We start from the raw sequence: 12,828 nt of genomic DNA on the forward strand, positions 1-12,828 counted from the left end.
CCCGCACCTCACGCGTAACGGATGCGCGGGTCGAACCACGCCAGGAGAATGTCTGAGATCAGCGTGCCGATGACGGTGAAGACGCTGAGGATGAGAATGAAGCTGCCGGCCAGATACATGTCCTGCATCTTGAGCGCCTGCAGCAGCAGCGGCCCGGTGGTGGGCAGGTTGAGGACGATGGCGGTGATGACATCGCCCGAAAACAGCGCCGGCAGGGCCCAGCCGACCGTCGAGATGAAGGGGTTGAGCGCGACGCGGACGGGATAGCCCCAGACGACCTGCCGCTCGGACAGGCCCTGTGCATAGGCGGTCTCGACATAGGGCTTGCCCAATTCGTCGAGCATATTGGCGCGCATGACGCGGATAAGGCCGGCCGCGCCGCCCGTGCCCAGCACGACAAGCGGTATCCACAGATGCTGCAACAGGTCGATGAACTTGCCCCAGGACCAGGGCGCATTCTGATATTGCGACGAAAACAGGCCCCCGACATCGAGCTGCATATAGACAAAGGCGATCCACATCAGGATCAGCGCCAGGAGGAAGTCCGGTGTGCCTTTGCCGAGGAAGCCGAACACGGTGAACACATAGTCGAGCACCGAATATTGGCGGGTGGCGGAATAGACGCCGACCGGAATGGCGATCAGCCAAGTGATGACGAGGCTGGCGGTCGAGAGCGCCAGCGTAATCGCCAGGCGATCCCAGATCAGGCTCGACACCGGCGCGTTCCAATCGAGCGAATAGCCGAAGTCGCCACGGAACACGATCGCCGTGATCCAGCGCCAATATTGCACGATCATCGGGTCGTTGAGACCCATGCGCTCGCGCATCGCCTCCTGCTGCGCTTGCGAGATGTATTCGCCGCCCTGCGCAAGCTGCGCGACATAGGCAGTGACATAGTCACCCGGCGGCAGCTGGATGATGACGAAGGAGATGAACGAAATGAAGATCAGCATCGGGATCGCCAGAAGCAACCGCCGAACAATAAAGGCGAGCATGACCTGTCTCCGGAGGCACCTGACGATCACGGGGCGCGGATCGGGCGCACATATTGAGCGGTATCATCCGAGGGAAGCGTCCGGCGCTTCGGGATGTCGTCGGTCACCGGCCCCGCAGGGCCGGTGGCGGGCGCGGTGGGAGGACCGCGCCCGAACGGGTGATCAGTTCTGTTCGAGCCAGTACTGCTGCGTGCGGGAGAGCCCCACTTCACGGAAGATATCGTCCATGACCAGGTCTGCCTGCACATTGTGCATGCGGTTGGACACCACATTCACCACAGTGCCTTCACCATGCACGCCGATGACATAGCCGCTTTCCACGAAAGTGCGGATCAGCTCGTTCATGGCGGCGTCGGCATCTTCCAGGGTTGCCGCGCTCGATGCGGTATCCCAGAGGTCGTAGATCTTCTGGAAATTGCTGCCTTCCGGCGGCGCGATGCCGCTGGCGCCATCGGTGCTGTACCAGACATAGGACTGGTTGGCGTAGCTTTCCGAACCCATCATGATGCGCGGATCGGCCGGCACATAGGTGAGGCGGTCGAACACCAGATACTGCATGTCGAAGTCGTTGTTCGTGCGGTTGGTATCGAACTGGGTACGATCCATGACGCGCGGCAGGATTTCGATGCCGATCTCGGAATAGCTTTCGGCGATCAGCTCGAGCTGCTTGGCAAGGATCGCGTCGCCGCCCTGCACGACAATGGTGAACCGCTTGCCGTCGGGACGCAGGCGGAAGCCTTCGGCATCGCGTTCGGCCAGGCCCGCTTCGTCGAGCAGTTGATCGGCCAGGTCGGGATCGTATTCGGTCCAGTGGTTCTGCAGGTCTTCCTGGTAATAGGGAGAGCCGCTGACCGGGGCCGCCTGGATCGGCTTGGCCAGCCCGGACTGGGTGAGCTCGATGATCAGTTCACGATCGAGACCAACCGAGAGCGCCTGGCGCACGCGTTCGTCCGCATAAAGCGCATGCAGCACTTCGTCGGTCGTGTTGAGGTTGGGAATGAGCGACCAGACGCCCGACCCCAGCCAGGGCACGATGCGGTAATCGCCGCGCTCTTCATTGTCCTTGTAGAAGTCGAAGGGCTGCGACATGCCGCGGTCCTGGGCGTCGATCTGGCCCTGCGCCACCATCAGCGCCAGGCTCTGCGGATCCTGGTAGAGCCGATGATTGATGCGGTCGATATAGGGCAGCTGATTGCCCTCCTGGTCGACGGCCCAGTAATAGGGGTTGCGGACCATGGTGACGTTCTCTGCCGGTGCCGGGGTCTCGATCTTCCAGGCGGTCAGCACGGGCAGTTCGGGATTGGCCCACCAGGCTGTGACCGCACCCTTGGAGCCCCAGAGATCGGTCCAGCTGGCCACGCCGAACTTGGCTGCAGCCGCGGCCAGGTCGGCCTCGCTGGCATATTTGTCGTTGAACTGGCTGAGATAGTGCTTGGGGAAGACGAAGCTGGCGCGATCCAGGCTGGGTTCGCCGGTGGAATCCTTGGCCAGGATCTGCAGGAAATACACATAGGGCTGGGCGAACTTGGCCGTGAAGGTGCGTTCGTCCTTGATCTCGATTTCCATCGGCACGCCACCGGGAGAAAAGGTCGGATCGATCGTGCCGATGATCTTGGGATTGAGGAACACGTCCTCGTACCAGAAGCGCACATCCTCGGTGGTCACCGGGGCGCCATCGGACCATTTGAGGCCATCGAGCAGGGTAAAGGTGAATTCGGTGGAATTGTCGTTGACCGAATAGCTTTCGATATAACCTGGGGTCAGCTCCGCCGTGCCATCGGGACCAGCGGCCCACTTGAGAACGCGCTCTTCCATGAGCTTGGTCGGACCCCAGCGGTCGCCCGGACCGCTATAGGCGCGACGCCAGGTGCCGCCATATTGACCAACTTCGATCGCATTGATCACCGTCGGGTTGGCCGGGAGCCGTTCTTCGACAGGCGGCAGGCTGCCGGCCTCGACCATCTCGGTCAGCATGGGCGATTCCTGGAACGCCCAGGCCGCGCTCGTCATCGCCGTAGCGGACAATGCCACTATCGCTGCGCGATTGAGCCACTTCTTCAAAGTCATGTTCTTCCCTCCCATTGCTCGGAACCTCCTTCCAAGCGGTCGAATTCACGCCCTACGTTATTAAAATATTTTCACTAACGATGCCGCGCAAACCCCGGATAGCTTTTCCTGCCTGCAGAAACGTCATGTAACCTGCCGTTTATAGCCTGCATGTTTCTACACTATGCATCGCCAACCCGATCAATCAAGATGAAAAAAATTTCACTTTGAGATTGTCTTGCGACGCATTTTGCGGCAAATCGAGAGGGGCCGAACGACCGTTGGGAGGGGATTTGATGGAAAATCAAAATGTTGCGGCGTCGCGCCCTCCGCGCCGACTTCCGCTTTCTGCACGAAAAAATTCACAAGCTGGTTACTTACGCCTGCTGTCCGAAGCCCTTTTGGTCGATGGACCAGCCCAGCGCGCGCTCCTGGCGCAGCGCGTCGGCCTGTCTCGCCTCGCCGTCTCCGAATTGCTGGCCGAGCTCGAGGAAAACGGCTTCGTTGAGGTCGAAGGCGCCCTGGGTGGCGCACCCGGTCGCTCGGAGAGACGCTACAGCATCAGATCCGATGCGGCGCTCACGGTCGGCCTCGACATTGGCGGCACCAAGATTGCCGGGGCTGTCGCCGATATGCGCGGCACCATCCTGGCCGAAATCAACGAACCGACCTCCCGGGGCGGCCTGGCCGACCTGGTCGATCAGGTATGCCGTCTGATCGATACGCTCTGCGAGAACGCGCAGGTCCCGCGCTATCGCGTGCGTGCGCTGGCGGTTGGTGTGCCGGCTGCGGTCCACCCCACCCATGCAGCCCTTAGCTTTGCCGACAACCTCCCCGGCCTGCAGGAGGGGCACTTTGCCGATGCCCTGCGGGCGGCGCTCGACATCGATGTCCTGATCGACAACGACGTGAACCTGGCCCTTCTGGGTGAGTTGGTGCACAGCGACATCGAACGGCGAGACAATGTCGCTTTCGTCGCGCTGGGCACAGGTATTGGCGGGGCGCTTGTCGTCAATGGCAAACTCCTGCGCGGCGCCCATGGCGGGGCTGGCGAAGTCGGCTATCTGCCGATCTGGACCGCAGACCAGCACGGTTCCATCATGGAAGACCGGGTCGGAGAAGCCGGCATCAGGCGCGCCTATGTCGCCGCCGGTGGCCCGACGGAGCATTCGGTCCGTGAAATCTTCGAGGCCGCCTGCCAGGGCAGCCAGGTGGCAACGGAAACGCTCGACACCACCGCCGACCATGTGGTGCGCGCCATCCTCGCGATCATGGCGCTGATCGATCCGGATCGTGTCGTGCTCGGCGGCAGCGTCGGATCGCGCATCGAGCTGATCGAACGCGTAAGCCGGCGCATTGCCGAGGCCTGGCCCCGGGACATTGCGCTCGAGCGCAGCCATAGCGGCCCGCGTGCCGGCCTCCTCGGTGCCCTGCAGCTGTCGCGTGAGCACATGCTCAAGGCTTTGTTCGGAGCCCATCCGGACCAAGCCTAGGGCAGGCTGCGCACGCTTTTGCGCACAATCAGGCGACACCCCAGTTCCAGGCGATGCGCAGGAGGGGACATCATGGCATTGACGATCCGCATCTCCAGCAGGTTGAGCGCCGATACGCCCATATGGTGGAGCGGTACGGCCACTGTCGTCAGCGGCGGATTGGTGAATTCGCCCAGGGCCACGCCGTCAAAGCCGACCACCGACACATCACCGGGCATGCTGATTCCCCGACGGGTAAGCGCCTCCATCACCCCCAGCGCCAGATTATCTGCGGCGCAAAAAATCGCCGTCACGCCATCCAGTCCGGAATTCGCGTCGAGCCAGGCCAGCATCGCCTGCTCGCCGAGCTGCGGCAGAAACCCGCCCGACAGGGCGATTCGCGCATGACTGGCGGGGATGCCATTGACGCGGAATGCTTCGAGAAAGCCATCCAGGCGCCGCCTTATGGTCGAGCGCCCTTCCCAGGTCATGTGAAGGATGGTGCGATGCCCCTGCCCGATCAGCCAGTTGGTGGCATGGCGGGCGGCAAAGCGATTGCCCGGCGTCACGCTATCGACCTGCATCTCATGGTCTTCGCCGTTCATCAGCACCGCCGGAATTTTCGAGCGGGCAATCTCGCGCAGAAGCTCCGAGCGATCGTCATTGAGCAGCAAGATGCCGTCGGCCTCGGCGGCCTGTGCCGCTTCGACGATGACGCTTCCGCTCAATGTCGGCTTGTCGACCTCGAACGGCACGATGCGGATGGCGCGGCGCTCGCACTCACGCGTCAAGGCGCTGAGAAGGCTCCAGGAATAGAGATTGTTGTCGCTGAGCGGCAGCGCGTCGGTTGGCACCGCCAACAGAACCGTGCGCAGCACGCTGATCGCCGCCTTGGTGCGGCGCTGCGCCAGATAGCCCAGGGCATTGGCGGCGTTGAGCACGCGCTCGCGCACCTCTGCCGAAATCGGCGCCGTGCCATTGAGCACGTGAGAGACCGTGGAAACCGAGACATCTGCCGCCCCGGCGACGTCCTTGATTCCGACTTTTCCCAAGCCTCGCGCCATCGATCCTCACATACCAGCTGCTCCGGCACAGCCTCGCCCGACGCGGTTTCGTCCGCATCCGGCCAGTGTCCGGCGCGCCCCTTATACCCTTGCCATGCCGGTTTGGGTCAATCATCGGGCCATCGCTTCTTTTTTGTTCAGCCCAGGCCTTGCCTCGTCCACCAGCTGAATCACTATGGCCTGCCCTCAATCAGCCTCTCACACGCCTCGAAGTGACAAGATATGCCCCGCATTGCCAAGCTCGACCGCCTGCTCTCCGTGCTCCGCGAGCGCATCTTCCTGCGCACCGGCATTGTCGTGCCGCTCAGATACCGGCAGGCTGGAAATGGCGAACGCGATCGCGCTGCGCTCGAAGACCGCAGCGGCTGGATTGATGTCGACCAGAATCTCGTCTGGGGCGAGCCCGATGGCTATTTTTGGTTCGGAGGCGCCGTCACCCTGCCGCACGAGCTCGCCGGAAAGCCCGTCTTCGGTCGCGTCGAAGCTCAATTTGGCTCGGTCATGGGCCGCAGCGATCCCCAGCTCCTCGTACGAATCAACGGCAGAATTGCGAGCGGCGGCGACGGCAATCACCGCGAATTCCGCATCACCTCTAAGGCCGCGGGCGGCGAAACGATCGACATCCTCATCGAGGCCGGCACCATCGAAAACCGCCGCCAGCTCGGCTTTGCCGTCGAAATAGTCACCCTCGATCGCCTCGCCGAAATCGTCTACTATGACCTCAAGGTCCCGCTAGACGTCGCCCGGCTTCTCAAACCCGACGACGCCCGCCGAGCCCGGCTCCTCCGCCATATCGACGAAGCAATCGACCTCATCGACCTGCGCCCAGGCAATCCCGAGCGCTTTGCCGCAAGTCTCGAAGCCGCCCGCACCCGCGCCGACGCCCTCTATGCCGAGGCCGACGCCGATGCCATGCCCGAGATCGTCGCCACCGGCCACACCCATATCGACGTTGCCTGGCTCTGGCGCGTCCGCGAAACCCGCCAGAAAATGGCGCGTTCCATGGCCAATGCCCTGTCCTTGATGGACGAATATGACGACTACCGCTTCATGTATAATCAGGGCGTGCTGCTCGATTATCTCGAAGAGGATTATCCCGAGCTGTTCACCCGCATCGGCGCCCAGGTTGAAGCCGGCCGGTTCGAAATCGAGGGCGCGCTCTGGCTCGAACCCGACGTCGTCATCGCCTCGGGCGAAAGCCTCGTCCGCCACATCACCAAGGGTGTCAAATACCACCAGGAGAAATTCGGCGTGACGCCCAGGATTGTCTGGCTTCCGGACACCTTTGGCTACACCGCCGCCCTGCCCCAGCTCATGGCTCTCTCCGGCCTAGACGTCTTCATCACCCACAAGATGAGCTGGAACGACACCAACCGCATGCCGCACGAAATCTTCTTCTGGCAGGGTTTGGATGGCACCAGGGTCCCGGCCTATTTCCTCACCACCCAGCGCTACGAATATGATGGGATCAACACCACCTATTGCCCCGATCTTGTCCCCAGCCACGTCATGGGCACTTGGAAACGCTTCAGCCAACAGGGCCTCCACGACGAACTTTTCCTCGTCTATGGCCATGGCGATGGCGGCGGCGGCCCGACCCGGGGCATGCTCGAAAATGTTCGCCGCATGGAGCGCGGCATTCCAGGCTGCCCAAAGATCCGCCACGAACCCATGGCGCCCTATTTCCAGCGCCTTGTCACCCGCATGAACCGTGAGCCAGAAGCCTTCCCGAGCTGGGTCGGCGAACTCTATCTCGAATATCACCGCGGCACATTGACCTCGGTGGCCAAGAACAAACGCAACAATCGCCTGGCCGAACAGACCCTCCACGATCTCGAAGTTCTGGCCGTCCTCGCGAGCAGGCACGGTATCGCCTACCCCAAGGCCACGCTGGAGCGCCTCTGGAAGACGGTCCTCCTCAACCAGTTCCACGACATCCTGCCGGGCACGTCCATTGGCTTCGTCTATGAAGACAGCGACCGCGACTACGCCGGCTTCTTCGCCGAAGCGGCAGCCCTTCGCGACCAGCTTGCCGCGCCCCTCGCGACAACCGACAGTTACGCGGTCCTCAATTCGACCAGCCTGACCCGCACCGATCTGTTGACCCTACCTGCGGGCACCACCGCGATCACCGTTTCCGGCCAGACCATTCCGTCCCAAACCATCACCCGCGCCGATAGCAGCACTGAAGCGGTCGCGCCTTCCATGGGCTTTGCCCCACTTTCCGCAACCGCCCTGACCTTCGCCGAGGCGACGGCATCCGCGCCTGAGACAACGCTCTCCGTCTCCACCACCCACCTGGAAAACGCCGCCCTCCGCGCCAGTTTCAACGCGCGCGGCCAGCTGACATCGCTCTTCGACAAGGCGCGCAACCGTGAGGCCCTTGAGCCCGGCAAGCTCGGAAATGCCTTCGTCGCGCATCGCGACATCCCGATCGATTTCGACGCCTGGGACATCGACGACTATGTCGAAGACCAGTCCTGGCCCGTCGACACCCTGGTCTCGGCCGAAGTGGTCGAAACCGGCCCCTGGCGCGCTGCCATCCGCTTCGAATGGACCTATGAGAACTCCCGCATCGTCCAGGTGATCTCCCTCGCCGCCAACGCGCCCCAGCTCGAATTCGACACCATGATCGATTGGCAAGAGCACCAGACGCTCCTCAAGACCGGCTTCCCGCTCGCCATCCGCACCGATGTCAGCCGCGCCGAAACCCAGTTCGGCCACCTGACCCGCCCGACCCACGCCAATACGTCCTGGGACAAGGCGCGCTTCGAAACTTCGATGCACCGCTGGGTCGATCTCAGCGAGGCCGGCTTCGGCGTCGCCGCTCTCAACGACTGCAAATATGGCTACGATGCCAAGGGCTCGACCCTGCGCCTGACACTGGTCAAATCCCCGATCTTCCCCTGGCCCGAAGCCGACCAGGGCGAACATCGCCTGCGCTACGCGCTCCTCGTCCACGCCGGCGACCTGCAAGCCGTCCACAATGCCGCCACCGCCTTCAACCAGCCGCTCCGTCTCCTTGCCGGCGCTGCCACGACCGCGCCAAGTCTCACCGCCCTCGCCACCCTCTCAAGCGACCAGATCGCCATCGAAACCGTCAAGCAAAGCGACGACGGCAAGCGCACGGTCCTTCGCCTTTGGGAAACCCAGAACCAGGCCGGCACGGTGACCCTGACCCTGCCCAACGCCACAAGGATCAGCGAAACCGATCTCTACGAGACGGACACGACCCTTCTGGCCGATAGCGCAAATACCATCGACCTGACCTTCAAACCCTTCGAAATCAAAACCATCGCCTTGGGCTAGACGCCCGCCCAACCTGAGCCCCGATCCATCCCTCCCCCTCCCGGGGGAGACTAAGTGGGGCTCTCCCCAACCCCCACGAGCCCCGCCATGATCCCACCTCTCCCCAGCACCCTCCCCCCGCTCCACGGCGTCGAGAACGGCGTCTGGCTGAAGGGCGATTGGCACATGCACTGCCGCCACTCGACGGACAGCTCCAACAACCCTCAATCTCGCATCATCGCCTTCGCCGAAAAGCTCGGCTTCGACTATCTCGCCATCACCGACCATGACGTTCACGTCCAAGGCGCCGTCGCCCAGAACACCTGGGCCGATCCCGAATACACGTCCGAGACCGTCCTTCTCTTCTACGGCGCCGAACTCACCGCCCCCCGCGGCCACGTCAACATTCTCTCGGCCGAGCCCTACGATCACCAGCGTATTTTTGACGCCCGAAACGCGCGGGACTGGGATCTTCTCAAACTCAAGCAGGAACTCGGCATCCACTGGTCGGCCAACCATCCGCACCACAAGAACCATTATGGGTTTTCGTTCGATCTCGCCGACAGCGTCGAAATCTGGAACACCAGCATCTGGCCCAAGAACATTCCCAGCGTCCGCATCTGGGACGATCAGCTGCTTTCCGGCCGAATGATCGGCGCCCGCGGCGGCAGCGATTCCCACCACGGCATTCCCGACGATCCGGCCCTGACCACGCCCCTCACCATCGAAGGCACCGGCAATTATGTCGGCACCCCCACCACCTGGATATTCGCCACCGACCGCAGCAAGCCCGCCATCCTTGCGGCCCTTGAACACGGCCGTGCCTCGATCAGCGCCAACCCCTATAATCCCCGCGTCGAACTCCGCGCCGACAGGGATGGCGACGGCCGGTTCGAGATGATGATGGGCGATAACGCCATTCCCACCGGCGCCCCCGTGACCTTCGAGGTGTGTCTCTCCGACGGCGGCATTCCCGGCGCCAATTACCGCGTCCGCGTCATCAAGAACCGCAGCGATTTCGCCACCCTGCTGACCGACGCCACCACCCGCACTGCCCGCTTCACCGATACCCCGTCGCCCACCGACCGCAGCTACTACCGCGTCGAGATCGAAGGCCCCCAGGCACCCTATCCCGAAGTGCCCAATTCCATGGCCCTGAGCCAGAACATGGTCGCCCTCTCCAACCCGATCTATTTCAATTTCGATCCGACGTTCTGACGCGACGCCCGGCACCGTCACTGGACAAAGCACCTCATCCGGGCATGATGGCGCCCCTCACCGTCGCCGGAACACCGCCCGGAGGTCCCCGCATGCCCCGCACCTACCTCATCGAAGGCATTTCCGGGTCCGGCAAGACCTCCGTCGCCACCGCCCTCGAAGCGCGTGGTTTTCATGTCATCCATGGCGATCGCGTCCTGGCCTTTCAGGGCGACCCCGAGACAGGCGCGCCGCTGCCGCCGGACCGTCGCTCAACCGACCCCGCCTTCATCAACGCCCATCACATCTGGGATGTCGCGCGGGTAAAAACCATCATCGCCGACCGCACGCGGCCAGTGACCTTCTTCTGCGGCGCCTCGCGCAATCGCCAGCATTTCGCCCATCTGTTCGACGCGATTTTCGTGCTCGAAGCCGATTGGCCCACCATTGAGGCGCGCCTGGCGGCCCGCCACGACGAATGGGGCTCCGACCCCGCCGAGCGGGCCCTGGTGGCCGAACTCCACGCCAGCCGTGTGGATTTGCCCGCCAACGCCATCGCCATCGACGCTACCCGCCCGCTGGATATCGTGGTCGACGACATCCTCGCCAGCTGCCGCTGACCCCACAAATCGCTCGGTTCCTGCACATTCCGTGCGCGCAATGGCCTACCTATCTTCCGATCAGCCTTGAAAAAACCGCCTTGGCCGATAGCATCGGGAGAGTTACGGAGGAGAACTGCAATGCGAAACCTGTTGAGCGCCACATCTGTGGCCTGTCTGCTGCTGGCCCCGATGAGCCTTTCGGCCATGGCTGCCGAGGCCTGGCGCACCGATGGCCTGTCCACCCCGGAATCGGTGGTCTATGATGAGGCCAATCAGCGCCTGATCGTCTCCAATATTATCGGCGAGGCCACCGAAGCCGATGGCAAGGGTTCGCTCTCCACCATCGCGCTCGATGGCACCATGATCGATGCCAATTGGGTCGAGGGTCTGGACGCGCCCAAGGGCTCGGCCATTGCCGGCGGCAAGCTCTATGTTGCCGACATCTCCAATATCCGCGTCGTCGATCTCGCCAGCGGCGCGGTCGAAACCATCGCCGTTGACGGCGCCACCTTCCTCAATGACGTGACTGCGGGCGACGATGGCGCCGTCTATGTCACCGATACCTTTGCCAACCGCATCTATCGCGTGGCCGACGGCGCTGCCGCGCTCTTCCTCGAAGATGCTGCTCTCGGCAGCCCCAATGGCATCCTCTTCGACCAGGGCGCGCTCGTGGTCGCCGGCTTCGGCCAACTGGCCGAAAAGCAGGAGGACATGGTCCCTGGCGGCCTCGTCTCCGTCGATATCGCCAGCAAGGCGATCACGCCCATGGCTGAAAAGGTCGGCTTCCTCGACGGCATCGTCCGCGTCGGCGAGGCCCTGGTGGTCAGCGACTTCTTCGGCGGCAAGATCATTTCGATCGCCGCCGACGGCACCCAGACCACCCTGGCCGAACTGGGCATGGGCACTGCCGATATCGGCACCGATGGTACCGCCATCTATGTGCCGCTGATGATGCAGAACCAGGTGGTCAAGCTCGAAATCGAGTAAGCCTCCCGGCCACGGCTCCGGCCGTGGCCACCTCCCGCCTCAGCCGCATTCCCCCAAAACCCGTCCGATCATCGTCTTCGAGCCCTTGGCCCCAAATATATTGGCGTCGATACCTTCGACCCCGCCGCCGCTTTTGACGCGGACAAAGGCCACGCCGATCGTGTCGCGCGCCTGCTGGGCAATGCGTGCCCACTGCCGCGCCACCGGCCCGCGCACGATCACCGAACTGCCATCGAGATGCACCATCGGCATGTCCTGGGCAAAGCTGGTATTGCCCGCTTGCGACACCGCGCTGCCCGCCGCCGCGTCAGGGGTGATGGCAACGCTGATGGCGCTGGCCCCAGCCAGCCGCGCATCCGGTTTGCGCACCCAGAACCCCATGGTCAGCGAGCCGCCGCGACAGGCGAACTGAAACTGCGCCGCGCCATTGTCGAACCAGGCAATGGGCGTCGCCCCGCCCTCATAGCGCCATTGCTCGGCAGTGGCAGGGGCGATCAGGGCAAGGCAGAAGGCGGCGGCGAGGGCGATGCGCATGGAAAAATCCGATAAAACTCAGCCCCGCACCCCACGCCAAAAGCCCTAAAATTCCCTTTCCGTCCTTCCCGCCTGACGCAATGGTGACCATTTCCGCTCAGGCAGATGCCTGCTAGCCTCAGCCAATCGGAGGAGTGATGCCATGGCCTATTTTCTTGCCGTCTATACGATGAAGCCTGAAAGCCTCGCCGGCTTCTACGCGCGTTCCAAGGCCGAACAGGACGCCATAGACGCCGAGGGCTTGCCCAAATGGGAGGCATGGGAGCAGCGCAACGCCCAGGCGCTGGTCAATCGCGGCGGCATGGTCGGCAAGACGTTGCGCGTCTCCAAAGCCGGCATCGCCCCCGCCAGCAACGATTTCTGCGGCTATGTGGTGGTCGAAGCCGAAACCATCGAGGCCGCCGCCGACCTCTTCCGCGACCATCCCCACTTCTCCGTCTTCCCCGGTGACACCGTCGACCTCATGCCCTTCCTCGCCGGCCCCGACCTGGAAAACAAACCCGCACGGTGACGCGATCGCCAAGCCCGACGACCCGTGGTCCTTGGCAAAACCTCGCCCGAAACACCAAGCTTCTCCTCCCCCTCCTTCAGGGGGAGGCCGGGTGGGTGCTGCCTTGGTGCATGCAAACCAAGGTGCGACAGC

Annotated in this window: 10 protein-coding genes; 6 read left to right on the forward strand and 4 right to left on the reverse strand. The window is 63.2% G+C overall.

Features of this window, described 5'->3' with window-relative positions:
* Positions 1-8: 8 nt before the first annotated feature.
* Complete coding sequence (locus tag BGO80_RS00390; RefSeq protein WP_126152127.1) at positions 9-995, reverse strand: ABC transporter permease; 987 nt, start codon at positions 993-995, stop codon at positions 9-11.
* 162 nt (positions 996-1,157) lie between these two features.
* On the reverse strand, positions 1,158-3,062 hold the full coding sequence (locus tag BGO80_RS00395) for an ABC transporter substrate-binding protein (RefSeq protein WP_286717985.1): 1,905 nt from the start codon (positions 3,060-3,062) through the stop codon (positions 1,158-1,160).
* Between the two features lie 380 nt (positions 3,063-3,442).
* Here BGO80_RS00395 and BGO80_RS00400 point away from each other — a divergent pair, with 380 nt between their 5' ends.
* Positions 3,443-4,534 carry an ROK family transcriptional regulator gene (locus BGO80_RS00400; protein WP_286717988.1) on the forward strand — a complete coding sequence of 364 codons (1,092 nt, stop codon included), beginning with the start codon at positions 3,443-3,445 and terminating at the stop codon, positions 4,532-4,534.
* On the opposite strand, the gene BGO80_RS00405 is transcribed toward BGO80_RS00400, so the two are convergent.
* A complete protein-coding gene (locus tag BGO80_RS00405) occupies positions 4,531-5,565 on the reverse strand; it encodes a LacI family DNA-binding transcriptional regulator (RefSeq protein ID WP_502686533.1) in 1,035 nt (344 codons plus the stop codon). The genes BGO80_RS00400 and BGO80_RS00405 overlap by 4 nt on opposite strands.
* 234 nt (positions 5,566-5,799) lie before the next feature.
* On the opposite strand from BGO80_RS00405, the gene BGO80_RS00410 reads away from it, so the two are divergent.
* The 4 genes from BGO80_RS00410 (at position 5,800) to BGO80_RS00425 (ending at position 11,651) form a co-directional block, all read left to right on the forward strand.
* A complete protein-coding gene (locus BGO80_RS00410) occupies positions 5,800-8,886 on the forward strand; it encodes an alpha-mannosidase (protein ID WP_286717993.1) in 3,087 nt (1,028 codons plus the stop codon).
* An 87-nt stretch (positions 8,887-8,973) separates the two neighbouring features.
* Positions 8,974-10,083: a CehA/McbA family metallohydrolase gene (locus tag BGO80_RS00415; RefSeq protein ID WP_286717995.1), complete on the forward strand. Its 1,110-nt coding sequence runs from the start codon at positions 8,974-8,976 to the stop codon at positions 10,081-10,083.
* A 92-nt stretch (positions 10,084-10,175) separates the two neighbouring features.
* Positions 10,176-10,682, forward strand: a complete 507-nt coding sequence (locus BGO80_RS00420; protein ID WP_286717997.1) for an AAA family ATPase — start codon at positions 10,176-10,178, stop codon at positions 10,680-10,682.
* 120 nt (positions 10,683-10,802) lie between these two features.
* Entirely contained in the window at positions 10,803-11,651 is an 849-nt protein-coding gene (locus tag BGO80_RS00425) for an SMP-30/gluconolactonase/LRE family protein (protein ID WP_286717999.1), read from the forward strand.
* 39 nt (positions 11,652-11,690) lie between these two features.
* Here the strand turns inward: BGO80_RS00425 and BGO80_RS00430 are convergent, their stop codons facing one another.
* On the reverse strand, positions 11,691-12,185 hold the full coding sequence (locus tag BGO80_RS00430) for a hypothetical protein (RefSeq protein ID WP_126152328.1): 495 nt from the start codon (positions 12,183-12,185) through the stop codon (positions 11,691-11,693).
* A 142-nt stretch (positions 12,186-12,327) separates the two neighbouring features.
* Between BGO80_RS00430 and BGO80_RS00435 the strand changes: the two genes are divergently transcribed.
* Positions 12,328-12,696, forward strand: a complete 369-nt coding sequence (locus BGO80_RS00435; protein WP_286718003.1) for a hypothetical protein — start codon at positions 12,328-12,330, stop codon at positions 12,694-12,696.
* The last annotated feature ends 132 nt before the right edge of the window (positions 12,697-12,828 follow it).

The sequence above is a fragment of the Devosia sp. 63-57 genome, assembly GCF_001899045.1.
In the GTDB taxonomy this organism is placed as follows: domain Bacteria; phylum Pseudomonadota; class Alphaproteobacteria; order Rhizobiales; family Devosiaceae; genus Devosia; species Devosia equisanguinis.

Coding starts and splice junctions, on each gene's coding strand:
- BGO80_RS00390 (WP_126152127.1), bottom strand. CDS start 995: ATGCTCGCCTTTATTGTTCGGCGGTTGCTTCTGGCGATCCCGATGCTG.
- BGO80_RS00395 (WP_286717985.1), bottom strand. CDS start 3,062: ATGACTTTGAAGAAGTGGCTCAATCGCGCAGCGATAGTGGCATTGTCC.
- BGO80_RS00410 (WP_286717993.1), top strand. CDS start 5,800: ATGCCCCGCATTGCCAAGCTCGACCGCCTGCTCTCCGTGCTCCGCGAG.
- BGO80_RS00415 (WP_286717995.1), top strand. CDS start 8,974: ATGATCCCACCTCTCCCCAGCACCCTCCCCCCGCTCCACGGCGTCGAG.
- BGO80_RS00420 (WP_286717997.1), top strand. CDS start 10,176: ATGCCCCGCACCTACCTCATCGAAGGCATTTCCGGGTCCGGCAAGACC.
- BGO80_RS00425 (WP_286717999.1), top strand. CDS start 10,803: ATGCGAAACCTGTTGAGCGCCACATCTGTGGCCTGTCTGCTGCTGGCC.
- BGO80_RS00430 (WP_126152328.1), bottom strand. CDS start 12,185: ATGCGCATCGCCCTCGCCGCCGCCTTCTGCCTTGCCCTGATCGCCCCT.
- BGO80_RS00435 (WP_286718003.1), top strand. CDS start 12,328: ATGGCCTATTTTCTTGCCGTCTATACGATGAAGCCTGAAAGCCTCGCC.